The sequence below is a fragment of the Ruegeria sp. R13_0 genome, from assembly GCF_017743995.1.
GTDB lineage: Bacteria > Pseudomonadota > Alphaproteobacteria > Rhodobacterales > Rhodobacteraceae > Ruegeria.
The window spans coordinates 225079-239589 of record NZ_JAGHRB010000004.1; the positions used below are offsets into that span (position 1 = coordinate 225079).

General features: G+C 59.1%; 15 protein-coding genes. 11 read left to right on the plus strand and 4 right to left on the minus strand.

From position 1 onward, the window contains the following. Positions 1 to 177 precede the first annotated feature (177 nt). The 3 genes from J7394_RS07200 (at position 178) to J7394_RS07210 (ending at position 3832) form a co-directional block, all read left to right on the plus strand. The gene (locus J7394_RS07200; RefSeq protein ID WP_209251925.1) at positions 178 to 1332 is read left to right on the plus strand and encodes a phosphoserine transaminase; all 1155 of its coding nucleotides are present in this window, start codon (positions 178 to 180) and stop codon (positions 1330 to 1332) included. 57 nt (positions 1333 to 1389) lie between these two features. Next, complete coding sequence (gene serA / locus J7394_RS07205) at positions 1390 to 2985, plus strand: phosphoglycerate dehydrogenase (RefSeq protein WP_170482243.1); 1596 nt, start codon at positions 1390 to 1392, stop codon at positions 2983 to 2985. Positions 2986 to 3106: 121 nt separating this feature from the next. After that, positions 3107 to 3832, plus strand: a complete 726-nt coding sequence (locus J7394_RS07210) for a metallophosphoesterase family protein (RefSeq protein ID WP_209251928.1) — start codon at positions 3107 to 3109, stop codon at positions 3830 to 3832. Here J7394_RS07210 and J7394_RS07215 read toward each other — a convergent pair. Continuing rightward, positions 3819 to 5336: a malonyl-CoA synthase gene (locus J7394_RS07215; protein WP_209251930.1), complete on the minus strand. Its 1518-nt coding sequence runs from the start codon at positions 5334 to 5336 to the stop codon at positions 3819 to 3821. The genes J7394_RS07210 and J7394_RS07215 overlap by 14 nt on opposite strands. Positions 5337 to 5480: 144 nt before the next feature. Between J7394_RS07215 and serB the strand changes: the two genes are divergently transcribed. After that, positions 5481 to 6356, plus strand: a complete 876-nt coding sequence (gene serB / locus J7394_RS07220) for a phosphoserine phosphatase SerB (protein WP_209251932.1) — start codon at positions 5481 to 5483, stop codon at positions 6354 to 6356. On the opposite strand, the gene J7394_RS07225 is transcribed toward serB, so the two are convergent. Next, on the minus strand, positions 6353 to 8599 hold the full coding sequence (locus J7394_RS07225) for a caspase family protein (protein ID WP_209251934.1): 2247 nt from the start codon (positions 8597 to 8599) through the stop codon (positions 6353 to 6355). The genes serB and J7394_RS07225 overlap by 4 nt on opposite strands. A 74-nt stretch (positions 8600 to 8673) precedes the next feature. Next, positions 8674 to 8976, minus strand: coding sequence for a hypothetical protein (locus tag J7394_RS07230; protein ID WP_209251936.1), 303 nt, complete (start codon positions 8974 to 8976; stop codon positions 8674 to 8676). A 184-nt stretch (positions 8977 to 9160) separates the two neighbouring features. On the opposite strand from J7394_RS07230, the gene J7394_RS07235 reads away from it, so the two are divergent. The 3 genes from J7394_RS07235 to J7394_RS07245 are packed head-to-tail and all read left to right on the plus strand — an operon-like array spanning position 9161 to position 10249. Continuing rightward, positions 9161 to 9490: a helix-turn-helix transcriptional regulator gene (locus J7394_RS07235; RefSeq protein ID WP_209251937.1), complete on the plus strand. Its 330-nt coding sequence runs from the start codon at positions 9161 to 9163 to the stop codon at positions 9488 to 9490. Next, positions 9478 to 9906 (plus strand): SRPBCC domain-containing protein, encoded by a 429-nt coding sequence (locus J7394_RS07240; RefSeq protein ID WP_209251938.1) that lies wholly within the window; start codon positions 9478 to 9480, stop codon positions 9904 to 9906. Before J7394_RS07235 ends, J7394_RS07240 begins: the two co-directional genes overlap by 13 nt. 22 nt (positions 9907 to 9928) lie before the next feature. After that, positions 9929 to 10249, plus strand: coding sequence for a YciI family protein (locus J7394_RS07245; RefSeq protein WP_209251939.1), 321 nt, complete (start codon positions 9929 to 9931; stop codon positions 10247 to 10249). A gap of 5 nt (positions 10250 to 10254) precedes the next feature. Here the strand turns inward: J7394_RS07245 and J7394_RS07250 are convergent, their stop codons facing one another. Continuing rightward, complete coding sequence (locus J7394_RS07250; protein WP_209251940.1) at positions 10255 to 11253, minus strand: asparaginase; 999 nt, start codon at positions 11251 to 11253, stop codon at positions 10255 to 10257. Positions 11254 to 11434: 181 nt separating this feature from the next. Between J7394_RS07250 and J7394_RS07255 the strand changes: the two genes are divergently transcribed. The 4 genes from J7394_RS07255 (at position 11435) to J7394_RS07270 (ending at position 14509) form a co-directional block, all read left to right on the plus strand. Then, positions 11435 to 11968 (plus strand): invasion associated locus B family protein, encoded by a 534-nt coding sequence (locus J7394_RS07255; protein WP_209251941.1) that lies wholly within the window; start codon positions 11435 to 11437, stop codon positions 11966 to 11968. A gap of 55 nt (positions 11969 to 12023) precedes the next feature. After that, positions 12024 to 12401, plus strand: coding sequence for a lysozyme inhibitor LprI family protein (locus J7394_RS07260; RefSeq protein WP_209251942.1), 378 nt, complete (start codon positions 12024 to 12026; stop codon positions 12399 to 12401). Positions 12402 to 12494: 93 nt separating this feature from the next. Next, positions 12495 to 13685, plus strand: a complete 1191-nt coding sequence (rlmN, locus tag J7394_RS07265) for a 23S rRNA (adenine(2503)-C(2))-methyltransferase RlmN (RefSeq protein WP_209251943.1) — start codon at positions 12495 to 12497, stop codon at positions 13683 to 13685. A 200-nt stretch (positions 13686 to 13885) separates the two neighbouring features. Then, on the plus strand, positions 13886 to 14509 hold the full coding sequence (locus J7394_RS07270) for a cytochrome P460 family protein (RefSeq protein ID WP_209251945.1): 624 nt from the start codon (positions 13886 to 13888) through the stop codon (positions 14507 to 14509). The last annotated feature ends 2 nt before the right edge of the window (positions 14510 to 14511 follow it).

The following is a 14511-nucleotide window of genomic DNA, read 5'->3' on the forward strand; positions in this document are numbered from 1 at the left end:
CGAAATCGGCGGGGTTTTCGCTTATCGGAAACCTGCGTTCTGATTTGTACGCCTCAGGCATGTCGTTTTATGTCGCAATAGCGTCTTTTCCGCTTGCTGCATCTGCAAAGCCACCATAGCTCTGTCCGCGGGACACCCCTCCCCAACGAGGGGCGTGTATCTGGAAGGGTAAAACAGATGAGCAATACTACACCGGCGACGCGGCCGGCGAATCCGCGTTTTTCCTCGGGCCCCTGTGCCAAACCCCCCACATTTGATCTGTCCAAACTGGCCGATGCCGCGCTTGGTCGTTCGCACCGCGCGGCCGTTGGCAAGGACAAGCTGAAGGCGGCCATCGAAGGCACGCGTGAGATTCTAGGCATTCCAGCGGATTACAAGATCGGCATCGTTCCCGCCTCGGATACCGGCGCGGTCGAGATGGCGCTTTGGTCTCTGCTGGGCGAACGCAAGGTTGAGATGCTGGCCTGGGAAAGCTTCGGCGCGGGCTGGGTGACCGATGTGGTCAAACAGCTGAAGATCGACGCTGAGGTGAAGACCGCTGACTATGGGCAGCTGGTCGGTCTGGCCTCGGTCGATTTTGCCAATGACGTTGTGTTTACGTGGAACGGTACCACTTCGGGCGTGCGGGTTCCCAATGGCGACTGGATCGCGGATGACCGTCAGGGTCTGACGATTTGTGATGCGACCTCGGCGGCCTTTGCGATGGACTTGCCCTGGGACAAACTGGATGTGACAACCTTCAGTTGGCAGAAAGTGCTGGGTGGAGAAGCGGCTCACGGGATGCTGATCCTGAGCCCGCGCGCTGTTGAGCGGCTGGAAAGCTATACCCCCGCATGGCCCCTGCCGAAGATTTTCCGCCTGACCAAGGGTGGCAAGCTGATCGAGGGTATCTTTACTGGGGCCACGATTAACACGCCCTCGATGCTGGCGGTTGAGGACTACCTGTTCGCTCTGGATTGGGCACGCTCGGTTGGCGGGCTGCAGGGGCTGATTGCGCGTGCCGATGCCAATGCCGGGGCGGTGCATGCCTTCTGCGACCAGAACGATTGGATCGCCAATCTGGCCGAGGATGCGGCGACGCAGTCGAACACCTCGGTCTGCCTGAAATTCACAGATGGGCGCATTCAGGACGGTGCAGCATTCGCGAAAGCCGTGGCCAAACGGCTTGAGGCCGAGAACATCGCCTTGGACATCGGTGCCTATCGTGACGCGCCTGCGGGCCTGCGCATCTGGTGCGGTGGTACGGTCGAGACCTCGGATATAGAGGCGATGCTGCCATGGCTCGCATGGGCCTTCGAGGCCGAGATCGCGGCGCAGTCTGAGGCTGCCTGATTTTTCACCGGGCCGTCCAAGGCCCGGACCTTCCATACAATTCAAGGACCAGAGAATATGGCCCCCAAAGTACTCGTATCTGACAAGCTCAGCGAAACCGCCGTGCAAATCTTCCGCGATCGCGGCATCGACGTGGATTTCATGCCCGATCTGGGCAAGGACAAAGACAAACTGGCCGAGGTGATCGGTCAGTATGACGGTCTTGCCATTCGTTCGGCCACCAAGGTCACACCGACCATTCTGGAGAAGGCCGACAAACTGAAAGTGATCGGTCGTGCCGGGATTGGTACTGACAATATCGACAAGGATGCGGCCTCGAAAAAGGGTGTGATCGTGATGAACACGCCCTTCGGCAACATGATCACTACCGCTGAGCATGCGATCGCGATGATGTTCGCCGTGGCGCGGCAGATCCCCGAGGCCAGCACCTCGACCCATGCGGGTAAATGGGAAAAGTCCAAGTTCATGGGCATCGAACTGACCAACAAGACCCTCGGCGTGATCGGGGCAGGCAATATCGGCGGTATCGTTTGCGAACGCGCGCTTGGCCTGAAGATGAAGGTTGTGGCCTATGACCCCTATCTGGGTGAAGAGAAAGCCGCGCAGATGGGTGTTGAAAAGGTCGAGCTGGACGAGCTGCTGGCCCGCGCTGACTTTATCACTCTGCATGTGCCTCTGACCGATCAGACACGCAACATCCTGAGCCGAGAAAACCTGGCGAAAACCAAGAAGGGCGTACGGATCATCAACTGTGCCCGTGGTGGTCTGGTCGACGAAGACGCGCTGGCCGAGGCGCTGCAATCGGGTCATGTCGCAGGCGCAGCGTTTGACGTGTTCAGCGAAGAGCCGGCGAAAGAAAACGCTCTGTTCAACCTGCCCAACGTGGTCTGCACGCCGCACCTTGGCGCGGCAACGACCGAGGCGCAGGAGAACGTGGCTCTGCAGGTGGCCGAGCAGATCTCGAACTACTTGCTGACCGGCGCAGTGGAAAACGCGCTGAACATGCCCAGCGTGACGGCGGAAGAGGCCAAGGTCATGGGGCCGTGGATCAAACTGGCGGGCCATCTGGGCAGTTTCATCGGCCAGATGACCGATGAGCCGGTTCAGGCGATCAACATCCTCTACGATGGTGTGGCGGCTGAAATGAACCTTGCCGCGCTGAACTGTGCTGTCGTTGCGGGCATCATGAAGAAGTTCAATCCCGAGGTGAACATGGTCTCGGCCCCGGTTGTCGCCAAAGAGCGTGGCATCAAGATCTCGACCACCAATCAGGACAAATCCGGTGCGTTTGAGGGCTATATCAAGGTCACTGTGGTGACCACCAAGCGCGAACGCTCGATCGGTGGCACAGTGTTCAGCGACGGCAAGCCTCGCTTCATCCAGATCAAAGGCATCAATATCGACGCCGAGATCGGGGCGCATATGCTCTACACCACCAACGAGGATGTGCCGGGCATCATCGGTGCGCTGGGTCAGACCATGGGCGAGAACGACGTCAATATCGCGAACTTTACCCTCGGCCGGTCCGAGGCGGGGGGTGAGGCGATTGCGCTTCTGTATGTGGACGAACCTGTGCCGGCCGAGGCGCGCGCCAAGCTGGCGGAAACGGGCCTATTCACGCAGATCAAACCGCTGGAATTCGACGTCGCCTGATGGGCGCCCTGTGACATTTCAGACAATTTGACACCCGCGCCAAGGACCGGCGCGGGTGTTCCTGATTGCGCTATCAGCACTTTCGTCGCTAAACTGCCGTGACAGCAGCCGAGACCTTTTCATGACCAAACCGATCTACGCCATCGGCGACCTGCACGGGCAGAGCGCCGAGTTCGACCGACTCCTTTCTCTGATCGACCGCGACGGCGGGCCAGAGGCTCAGGTGGTGTTTCTGGGCGACTATACAGACCGGGGGCCAGATAGCCGGGGTGTTCTCGACCGCTTGATCGCGGGATGCGCCGAAGGGCGGGACTGGATCCCTTTGATGGGCAATCATGACCGGATGTTTGCATGGTTTCTTGAGGATTTCCCCCGCCATGATCCGCATCTTCTGGTCGGCTACCACTGGTTGCATGAACGTCTGGGCGGGGTGGAAACACTTGCCAGCTACGGGGTCGTGTTCGAGGGGCAAACCCGGCTTGAGGATCTGCACGCCATGGCGTTGCAGGCGGTGCCCGAGGATCATCGTGCGTTCCTGCAGGGGCTGGTTTTGATGCACCAGACACCCGATCTGGCTTTTGTTCATGCGGGCATCCGCCCCGGTATCGCGCTGGATCAACAGGACGAAAACGATCTGGTCTGGATCCGGCAGGAGTTTTTGAAACATACCGCGCCGCATCCCAAGCTGATCGTTCACGGCCATACTCCGGTCGACCGGGTGACGCATTGCGGCAATCGCGTGAACCTGGATACCGGCGCGGGGTATGGGCGCCCGGCCAGTGCCGTTGTCTTCGAAGGCCGTTCCTGCTGGGAAGTGACTGAAAAGGGACGGGTCAGCCTTGCGTAAAGCTGTCTTTATAGGTCTCGCGCAGGGCGTTCTTTTGCACCTTGCCCATGGTATTGCGCGGTAGCTCATCCAGCACGATCAGTTTGCGCGGATGTTTGAACCGGGCCAGTTGATCCTGAACGCGCGCCAGAATGGCGTCCAGATCAAGGGCCTGTCCGGGCTGAGGCACCAGAATGCCCAGCACGGTTTCGCCAAAATCCGGATGCGGCACACCGATGACCGCGCTTTCCAGAACGCCGGGTTGGTCATCCAGCAGAAGCTCGATTTCCTTTGGGTAGATATTGTAGCCGCCCGAGATGATCAGGTCTTTGCCACGGCCGACGATATGGACATAGCCATCCTCGTCCACCCGGCCCAGATCGCCGGTGATAAAGAACCCGTCCTCGCGTAGCTCGGCGGCGGTTTTCTCGGGCATCTGCCAATAGCCCTTGAAGACGTTCGGACCGCGCACCTCGATCATGCCGATCTCGCCTTGGGGCAGAGGCGCACCGGTTTCGGGGTCCGTGACCTTCAACTCGACATCCGGCAGCGGGAACCCGACGGTCCCGGCGCGGCGTTCGCCGTCATAGGGGTTTGAGGTGTTCATATTGGTTTCTGTCATGCCATAGCGTTCGAGGATACGATGCCCGGTGCGGGCCACGAACTGCTCATGAGTTTCCGCCAGCAGAGGCGCCGAGCCCGAAATGAACAGCCGCATATGGCGCGCCAGATCACCGGTAAACCGGTCATCGCCCAGCAGGCGAGTGTAGAAGGTTGGCACACCCATCATCGAGGTGGCCTCCGGCATCAGACGCAGGATATTGTCAAGATCGAACTTGGGCAGAAAGATCATCGACCCGCTAGAGGCCAGCACCACATTGGTCGCTACAAACAGGCCATGGGTGTGAAAGATCGGCAGCGCATGCAGCAGTACATCGTCCTTGGTGAAGCGCCATTCCTGCACCAGCGTTTCGGCATTGGACAGCAGGTTGGCCTGCGTCAGCATCGCACCTTTCGACCGCCCCGTGGTGCCAGAGGTATAAAGGAACGCGGCCAGATCATCCTCGGACCGGCTGACAGGTTCGAACGCAGGCAGCATCCCCAACGCTCGGCGCATCAGGCTGCCGCTGCCATCGGCGTTCAGCGTCGCAAGATGGGCGTTCTGCGCTTGGGCTATCGGGGTCAGGCCAGCCTCATTCGAGGTATCGCAGACCACCAGCTTTGCGCCGCTGTTTTCGATGAAATACTGCAGCTCAGTAGTTGTATAGGCGGTGTTGAGCGGCAAGAAGATAAGCCCGGTCTGCGCGCATGCTGCGTAGAGGGCAAGCGTCTCGGGCGATTTTTCGACCTGAACCGCGACGCGATCTCCGGGCTCAAGCTCCAGCCCCATCAGCGCGTTGGCCAGCCGCGCGGCCATGTCGAGAAAGGCGGCATGGGTCAGAACCTGACCGTCGGGCAGATGCAGGAACGGCGTGGCTTTCCCGGCGTGAATGCCAAACAGACGATCATAAAGCGAGTTGGCCATTCGGTGTTCCTTTCCGTGCGTCGCGGGCTGAATCTGGCTGGGAAAACCGGGACCGTAAAGCCCCGTTTGCCAGATATTTCCAACCAACTCTGGCGAAAATGCTGCACCTGCGATATGCGCTATGCAGATTGCCGGAGACCTGCCATGTACGTTGCCACCTTGCTCACAAATCCCACCACGCCCTCGCTTGAGGTCCCGATGGTGGACGCGCTGCGAAATGCGTGGGGCGGGGGCGAGGTCACGTGGCTAAACCCTGGTGAGGCGGCCGAGTTCACGCTGCCCGAGATGCCAGACAATCGTTGGGACGTCTGGGCCGATCTGCAAGAGATGGGCGTTGATCTGGTCGTTCAGCCATCCGAGGGGCGGCGCAAAAAAATGCTGCTGGCGGATATGGACAGCACCATGATCCAGCAGGAATGCATTGATGAGTTGGCGGATGAGGCGGGTGTTGGTGAGCGCGTCAAAGACATCACCGCCCGCGCGATGAATGGTGAACTGGACTTCGAAGGCGCGCTGATCGAACGGGTCGGCCTGTTGAAAGGTCTGGACGAGGCGGTCATTGACCATGTTCTGAACACGCGGATCACCTTCATGCCCGGCGGGCGCGCGTTGGTGGCGACCATGCGCACGGCTGGCGGCTATGCGGCCTTGGTCTCGGGCGGGTTCACAGCGTTTACAGCCCGTGTGGCGGCGCAGTTAGGTTTCGATGAGAACCGGGCGAACACACTGTTGACCGAGAATGGGCAGCTAACGGGCGATGTGCAGCGCCCGATCCTCGGGCGGCAGGCCAAGGTTGAATCGCTGGAGCGGATCACCGCAACGCTTGGATTGTCCGAGGGCGACGTGATCGCGGTTGGCGACGGAGCCAACGATCTGGGCATGCTGGGGCGGGCCGGAACCGGCGTTGCACTGCACGCAAAGCCCTCGGTCGCAGCTAGTTGCGACGTGCGGATCAACCACGGAGACCTGACGGCCCTGCTTTACATTCAAGGCTACAGCAAGGCTGACTTCAGCGTCTAGAACAAGTCAAAGCGCACCGGGTTCTGCGCCCAGTACACACGCGCGGCCAGCAACAACCGGGCCTTTGGATCGCTGGCGGCGGCATAGGGAACCGGAACACCGAACTTGGCGCTGATATTTTCCAGCGCTGTCAGGGTCGCCGGGCCGACCTGCCCGTCGACAGTGACGTCTTCCCCAAGTTCATTCAGCGCGAGTTGTAAAGCCCGATCCAGATCCCCACGCGAGAGGCTGTCGAGCTGCGATTGAGCCTGCGCGGCGGGTTCCTCGTTCGGCAGCAGGGCCGCTTTGGCTGCCCTGAGCGCTGCGTCAGCCGGACCTTTGCCCGGTACCTGGCCGTCCAGGATGATATAGGCTCCGTTCGCGCCGCCCCAGGCATCACCGCGTTCCAGAGATGTATCGTACCAGGCCAAGGCTTCGGTGCGGGGCCGGCCTTTCAACTGATCCCGCAGGATCATGCGGGCGATACTGGCCGGAGCAGTAGGGTGCCCGCCTTGGGCGGCCGCCAGAAAGTAGGCTTCGGCTTTGTCGAAATCGACCGGATTGCCGCCCAGCCCATTCAGAGAGACATAGGCCAGATTGTCGTATCCATAGATATCCTGCCGCAATTCGGACGCGCGCAAATATCGCAACCCACGTTCGGGGATATAGTGGTCCGAACTTTCAAGCAGGAAATACAGGCCCAGCTCATTCATTGAATAGGTATGGCCAAGCTCGACGGAGCGCTCCAACAGCTCGAAACCGCGCCTTTTCTCTTCGGTTGTTTCGCCGTTGCGTAGAAGCTGTTGACCCAGCCGGTGCATGGCATAGGGGTCTTGCTCGGCTGTGGCTTCCTCCAGCAGGGCGCGTGCTTTTTCCGGGTCAAAGGGGGTCTTGGTGACCGCGCGGTCGATGCGTTTTGTCTCAAGCAAGGTTGCCAGTGCGTATTTGGCGCGAATATGCCCGCCGTCAACAGCACTCGTGAAACTTTCAAAGGCGCTTGGCACATTGCCTGCAGCTTGTTGCAAACGGCCCAGTTGATACTGGAACCGCGCGTTTCCCGGATAGTCCTCGACCGCTTGTGAACAGGCGGCCAGGCCATTGGTGATATCCAGTTCATTCGGCAGGCGGAACACGCCAACGCCATTAAGATCCAGCGCGTCCCCCGCTTCGAGATCGCAGGCGTTCATCCCCAATTCCAGAGAGACCTCAACCGTCTGTCGCGTCTGATCAGCGGTTACAACTTCGACCGCAAAGGTGTCGGCGAAATCGGTTTTAGGCAGGTCGACGGCACGCGTGTCCGTGATCTCGGGCGTATAGGTTAGAGATGTGTCGCTGGCGCTGACAGCACCCCGGTCAGGGGTTTCCGTCACCCGCACATCTACGATATCCCGCCCCAGCGCTTGGCTCAAGCTTTGGGAGAGCGGGACGGATTTATCGAACTGATAGCTGAGCGAGAGGGATTGGGGGGCACCATCCTGCAGCGCCTCGGGTTCAACCTCGACCTTTTGCTGCGCCAGATAGAACGGGCGCACCAGTGTCGAGCTTTCCCAAGGGATCTGCTGCCCCGAAGTCTTGGTGTGAACCCTCTCGCGAATGACTGGAAAGAGCTGTTGGATATTCTCAAACGGAGAGGATTGGGCGGTTTCCAGAACGGCCGCCGTATATGGGCTGTTGTGGCCGATTTCGCCATCACTGGCCACCGCACCTGGCGAGGTAGAATACGCGATCAAAGAGTTCAGTGGCGTCTTGAACACGTCAAACCCTTCGCGGGTTTCAAAAAGGTTCGCGTCCAGATCCGCCGCTAATCTGAGGTCTTGAAACGGATTGTCCCTGCACGAGTCCAGAATGGCCACATGGGCCGCGCTACGGGCGGACAGGGTGTCAATCACGCGATCCAGCGTCATCGTTGCCAGTGGCACATCATAGACGCTTTCAAACTTGGCATCCACGGGAAGCAAATAGTTTCGCCGCCCGATCTGAATGCCGTGACCCGCATAGTAGAACAGAACATCTGCGGAATCCGGGATGTTCAGAACCGCTGTGCGGATCAGCTCTTCAAACTCGCGTTTGGTCAGGTCATAGCCGTCGAAAACTTGGAAATCGAAGTCCCGCAGCATGTCCGCGATGTCTTCGGCGTCTTTTCTGGCATTGGTCAGGTCGCCAACGCTCGTGTAGTCCTGATTGCCGATGACGATTGCAACCCTGCTGTTGGCGCTGGTTGCCGACGTGGACTGCGCGCTGAGGCCGCTGGCGCAAATCGTCAAGATAGAAGCTGCTGCCAGTAGATGCCGTCGACCTGTTTCAAACCCAAGATTTAGCATCTGGTGTCTTTCCCGGCTTAACCGCCGCTCCAGCCACCGCCACCGCCGCCGCCGGCTCCACCGCCGCCGCCGCCACCACCGCCGCCGTCGCTTTCACGCTCATAAGCTTTTTTCGGGGCCGGTTCGGGTTTGCTTTCAGGGGCTGCCGCCGCAGTTGTGGTCGCAGGCGCGGGAGTTGCCGCTACCGCCGCCGCCGCAGGGGTGGGTTGAGGGGCGGTTTCCGCTGGGGTGACAGTCTCTGTCTGTGACCAAGGGGTCGAAGAACAGCCTGCGACAACAAGGGTACAGGCGATAAACAATGAAGTGGACGCGAAGCGCATCTCAAGCCTCCTAAAATAAAACAACTTACTAAACTCACACATAACACCATGCCTTGTGTCTTTGGAGCAGGTCTATGAACCTTTTCACACATACACCAAAAGAAGGCGCGCGGCCAATTTTCCGAAGTGGCGCTGACAAAAGGTAGGCTTTCCTTTATTTAACTTTTATGTTAAATAAAGTGGCATGACCGATCTTGTTTCAGCCTTTTCTGCCCTATCTGACCGCACTCGGTTTGCCATCGTTGAGCAGCTGATGGACGGTGGCGAACTGCCCGCCGGAGACCTGATCGAAGGCAAAGGCATGTCCGGTGCCGCAATCTCGCGCCACCTGAAGGTGCTGCGCGAGGCCGGATTGGTGCAACAACGCGTGCTGGGTACCCAGAGGCTGTATTCTGTCCACTCCGAAGGCCTTCGTGCAATTGCCGAGTGGACGATCTCGAAACGACAGTTCTGGGAAAGCAGTCTGGATCGTTTGGGTGACATCTTGGAAAGGGAAAATTCATGGCCGACCTGAAATTGGAGCGGGACTTTCCCGTCAGCCCAGAAGACCTTTTTGTTTGGGTGACAGATGGCGCGAAACTGCTGCAGTGGTGGGGGCCGGAAGGCATGCATGTGCCGGATCACAATCTGGATTTTTCAAGAACCGGCCCATGGTTTTCGGTGATGGAAAACAGCGATGGGCAGCAATTCAAGGTTTCGGGACATGTCACGCATGTTGATCCACCGAACTCGGTCGGCTTCACGTGGGGGTGGCATGACGATCAGGATCAACGCGGCCCGGAAAGCCATGTGACTTTTTCAATAGCGGCAACCGAAACCGGTGCCCGACTTGTTATCGATCACCGTGAACTCGCAGACGCCGAAGCGGCTGAGAACCACAACACAGGCTGGACATCCTCGCTGCGTAAACTCGAAGCGCAGTGCCAATAGATTTCATTCAGGGAGGACCGAAATGCCCCAATATCTATTTGTTTATCACGGGGGCCACACCCCAACTGACCCCGCTGAGGTCGAAGCAACCATGGCCGCATGGGGCGCATGGTTTCAGAACATGGGCGAGGCTTTGGATATCCCGGGAAATCCGGTAGGCCAGTCCTATACCGTCAGCAACGGCGGCGTCGTCGACAATGGCGGGGCTAACCCGGCCTCTGGCTTCACGGTGATCAATGCCGACAGCATGGATGCCGCGACTGAGATGGCCAAAGGTTGCCCGATGGTCGTCAACGGATCAGGCTCGGTCGAAGTGGCGGAAATCCACGAAATCGAAATGTAGCTGCTTTAGTTCGGAAAGCCCGGCGCGGGTCGGATCACGCCGCATTCCAGCCCTCGGCGGCTGTATTGCGTGGCATTCATGAATTTGCGCGTGGCCGGGTGATCGGCCTCCATCACCCCAAGACTGACCAGAATGGCGGCAATGGCGCATTCACTAGCGCGGGTGGTGCCATCGGTGATCTTCAGCGCGACACCCATGCGTTTTTCCGGCAAGATAGCCACAAAGACGGCCTCGGCCCCGGTTTTGATCGCAGCGCGCCCGTTCATTGCGCGCATCAACTCGGTACAGGCGCGGGTTTCGCCCGCGACAAGCTCTGGGTGCTTGATCATCGCGGCGGTCAGCTGCTGCGCCGCATCGCTCGACCGGTCCGACCGATCAGCGGCCGAGGCGAACCACGCCATGGACCGCGCAAGCCCGACCAGCGAGGTCGCGAAATTCGGGGCCGAGCATCCGTCGATGCCGTAGCCAGGGCTGGTCTCGCCGGTTGTTTCCTCAATGGCAGACAAGCACGCTTGTTGAACGGGGTGGTCGATCTCAAGGTATTCCGGCCCGGCCCCCATATGCTGAGACAGGGTCAGAAACCCGCAATGCTTGCCCGAGCAATTGTTGTGGATCTGGCACGGCGTATCGTCGGCCAGAATAAGCCGGTCGCGCGCGGCGATGTCGGCGGGCTCTTGCGGGCCGCAGCGCAGATCATGCTCGGTGAGACCCAGATGATCCAGCCAGGCCGAAACGCGATCCGTGTGAATGGCGGCCCCGTTATGCGAGGCGCAGGCCAGCGCAAGATGTTCCGAGTTCAGCCCGTATTTGGCCGCAGCGCCAGACGTAACCAAAGGCAAAGCCTGGATCATCTTGGCTGAGGATCGCGGATAGATCACTGCGTTCGGATCGCCCCAGCTTTGCACGATCTGCCCGGTGTCGTCGCAGACCACTGCATGGCCCAGATGCAGGCTTTCCAACAGATCGCCGCGCCATAGTTCTGTCATCGGGATGGGCTGCGTCATCTGGACCTCCGGATTTATGCGCAAAATTCTGCCAATCGCCCTTTCGCCTGTGGCGAAACCTGCGTTAGTGTGTGTATGTCGACAATCATCGGAATGCGCAACGTTTCCAAGACGAACTGGCAGGGTTCGCAGGCCTTTCCGATGGGTATGAGGTAGAAGGTCGAGCTAGGAGGCTGGACAAATGGGATCAATGCTAACCCGCGTGCTTGCGGGTCTGTGTGTGGCGGGTATGGCCACAACTGCAATCGCACAGCAGGGGACAAGTACGAACCGCGTCGCGGCAAAAACGGATTGGAGCGTTTTTGTCGAAGATGATCCCACCGAATGCTGGAGCGTTTCGGCCCCCAAGGAAACCGTCAATACACGTGGTGGACGTGTCGTTTCCGTGCGCCGCAGCGACATTTTGCTGTTCGTCTTCTATCGCCCCAATGCCGAGGTCAAAGGGCAAGTGACCTTTACCGGCGGCTACCCGTTTGCATCGGGTTCGACCGTGAACCTGGTTGTAGACGGGGCTGAATTCGAATTGTTTACCGAGGGCGAGTGGGCCTGGCCGGCGACGGCCGCCGATGATGCCAAAATCGTCACCGCCATGAAGCGCGGGACCGAGGCGGTGTTGACCGCGCGCTCGGAACGCGGAACACAGACCAAGGACACGTTCTCTCTGCTGGGGTTCACCGCCGCAATCGAGGATGCGGAAACACGCTGCACGAAGTGATACGGGCACGGCAATGATGTGCTAACGTGGGGCATCCGCAATAGGAGGCCCTGACATGCGCTATACCTTGCTTTTTTACCTTTTTCCTTGTGCCGTTTTGGCCGACCCGGCGCTGGAATGCGCCGATGCCGCGTCGCAGGTCGAGATTGGTGCTTGCGTATCCGACATGGAGCAGCGCGTGGATCTAGCATTGAAGGCCGCCTATGGGTTCGCCTCTGATGCCGCTCAAGAGCTTGATGAGGTGACTGGTCGTGCCGCGGCGAAACCCGCGCTAGAGGCCGCTCAAACGGCTTGGACCACCTATCGCGACGCGCAATGCGAGGCCGTGGGGGCGTTGTTTGGCGGAGGGTCGGGTACAGGAATTGGGATATCCTCATGCAGGGTCGAACTGGGCAGGGCGCGAGTAGAGGAATTGCTGGGCCTCGCAAATTGAGCGGTACGATTCCTTTTGATCTTTGCGCGTGATCCTATATAGAGGCGCATCCCAATCCGGAATCCACCTGAGATACGCCCAGTAGGTACCCAAATGTCGCCCAAAGCGCCGATCACTCAAGACGTCATGACCATCCCCCGCAAACTGCCTGAGGGGAAGGTGAACCTTGTCGGTCTGACTCGCGATCAGCTCCGCGCGGCTTTGATCGAACATGGCACGCCGGAAAAGCAGGCCAAGATGCGGACCGGTCAAATCTGGCAGTGGATCTACCAATGGGGCGTGCGTGATTTCGCACTGATGACCAACCTGGCCAAAGCCTATCGCGCGCAACTGGCCGAGAGCTTTGTGATCGAAATTCCCGAAGTGGTCACCCGTCAGGTGTCAGGGGACGGCACGCGCAAATACCTGTGTCGTATTGCGGGCGGGCATGAGGTCGAGGTCGTTTATATCCCCGAAGAGGATCGCGGCACGCTGTGTATCTCGTCTCAGGTGGGGTGCACGCTGACCTGCTCTTTCTGCCATACCGGAACGCAGAAACTGGTGCGCAACCTGACCGCGGCCGAGATTGTCGGCCAGGTGATGATGGCCCGCGATGATCTTGAGGAATGGCCCACCCCCGGCGCGCCCAAGGATGAGACGCGCCTACTGTCGAACATCGTTCTGATGGGCATGGGTGAGCCGCTTTACAATTTCGAAAACGTCCGCGACGCGATGAAGATCGCCATGGACCCCGAAGGGATTTCCCTGTCGCGTCGGCGGATCACTCTGTCGACGAGCGGCGTGGTGCCGGAAATCGCGCGCACGGCCGAAGAGATTGGCTGCCTATTGGCGATCTCGTTCCACGCCACTACAGATGAGACCCGCGACGTGCTGGTGCCGATCAACAAGCGCTGGAACATCGAGGAGTTGCTGCAGGCGCTGGCCAGCTATCCCAATGTCTCGAATTCCGAGCGGATCACGTTCGAATACGTGATGCTGGATGGTGTGAATGACAGCGACGAGGACGCGCATCGTCTGATCGACCACATCAAACGTCATAAGATCCCGGCCAAGATCAACCTGATTCCGTTCAACGAATGGCCTGGTGCGCCGTACAAACGCAGCTCGAACAATCGTATCCGGGCCTTTGCGAATATCATCTATCAGGCCGGCTATGCCTCACCCATCCGCAAAACACGCGGCGAGGATATCATGGCGGCCTGCGGTCAGTTGAAATCGGCAACCGAGCGTGCGCGCAAATCGCGTAAGCAGATCGAAGCTGAGGCCGGGTTGAGCGGCAACTGAGCCACTTCTGCCAATGGTTGCGGCGGTAAACTTAATGTTTCCGGTGCTGATTTTGTCTTCAATATTTGCTATGTGTTGGGGCGTCCGTTCCTGTTTCGGACGCTCGGCTTTCCCTTGAAACGCCGGGGCTTTTTCGCCGCGAGCTTATTTTCTCGCAACGCGCAGCGTGCAGGCAAACTGATTTTTCAGGTGAGCCCAAAATGATTGAACGACCTCGAAGTAAATTGAAAACCATTGCATTTGCAGTCCTATTTGTACCGCTATCTGCGGCGGGCGCTTTTGCGGAAGACCCCGATGCGCATCTGGCCATCGAAAACCCGGCCCAGCTGAGCAAGGACGAAGCTAGCGCGCATTATCGCGCGCTGTCGAAACGTATGGCCCGTGGCTATGCGACGTCGCAGCTGGATCTCATTTTGAATTACCAAAGCTGGCCGCTGTTCAATGATGCGCCCTATATCTCGGCAACACACGGGCAGCGGTTCGTGAACAGCTACGCTAACCGCATGGCGCTGAACTACGCGACCCTGCAACCGGGTGAGCTTTTGCCCATGGGCTCGGTTCTGGCCAAGGACAGCATGACGGTGACCGATGAGGGCAAGATTTACCCCGGTGCGATGTTCGTGATGGAGAAACTTGCACAAGGTGCCAACCCCGAGACGGCAGACTGGCGCTACATCATGGTACTGCCCGATGGGTCTTTGTTTGGCGACACTTTGGGCGATCGGGCCGGGGCCGTGGCCTATTGCCATGACTGCCACGTGCAGGTGGCCGACAGGGACTACACCTTTTACGTTCCCGAAGACTACCAGATCAAAGGTAACTAGAC

What these genes read in the sequence shown, in the direction of transcription:
- J7394_RS07200 (WP_209251925.1), top strand. Translation starts at nt 178, where the DNA reads ATGAGCAATACTACACCGGCGACGCGGCCGGCGAATCCGCGTTTTTCC.
- serA (WP_170482243.1), top strand. Translation starts at nt 1,390, where the DNA reads ATGGCCCCCAAAGTACTCGTATCTGACAAGCTCAGCGAAACCGCCGTG.
- J7394_RS07240 (WP_209251938.1), top strand. Translation starts at nt 9,478, where the DNA reads ATGGCCGACCTGAAATTGGAGCGGGACTTTCCCGTCAGCCCAGAAGAC.
- rlmN (WP_209251943.1), top strand. Translation starts at nt 12,495, where the DNA reads ATGTCGCCCAAAGCGCCGATCACTCAAGACGTCATGACCATCCCCCGC.
- J7394_RS07255 (WP_209251941.1), top strand. Translation starts at nt 11,435, where the DNA reads ATGGGATCAATGCTAACCCGCGTGCTTGCGGGTCTGTGTGTGGCGGGT.
- J7394_RS07210 (WP_209251928.1), top strand. Translation starts at nt 3,107, where the DNA reads ATGACCAAACCGATCTACGCCATCGGCGACCTGCACGGGCAGAGCGCC.
- J7394_RS07270 (WP_209251945.1), top strand. Translation starts at nt 13,886, where the DNA reads ATGATTGAACGACCTCGAAGTAAATTGAAAACCATTGCATTTGCAGTC.
- J7394_RS07235 (WP_209251937.1), top strand. Translation starts at nt 9,161, where the DNA reads ATGACCGATCTTGTTTCAGCCTTTTCTGCCCTATCTGACCGCACTCGG.
- J7394_RS07245 (WP_209251939.1), top strand. Translation starts at nt 9,929, where the DNA reads ATGCCCCAATATCTATTTGTTTATCACGGGGGCCACACCCCAACTGAC.
- J7394_RS07250 (WP_209251940.1), bottom strand. Translation starts at nt 11,253, where the DNA reads ATGACGCAGCCCATCCCGATGACAGAACTATGGCGCGGCGATCTGTTG.
- serB (WP_209251932.1), top strand. Translation starts at nt 5,481, where the DNA reads ATGTACGTTGCCACCTTGCTCACAAATCCCACCACGCCCTCGCTTGAG.
- J7394_RS07260 (WP_209251942.1), top strand. Translation starts at nt 12,024, where the DNA reads ATGCGCTATACCTTGCTTTTTTACCTTTTTCCTTGTGCCGTTTTGGCC.
- J7394_RS07230 (WP_209251936.1), bottom strand. Translation starts at nt 8,976, where the DNA reads ATGCGCTTCGCGTCCACTTCATTGTTTATCGCCTGTACCCTTGTTGTC.
- J7394_RS07215 (WP_209251930.1), bottom strand. Translation starts at nt 5,336, where the DNA reads ATGGCCAACTCGCTTTATGATCGTCTGTTTGGCATTCACGCCGGGAAA.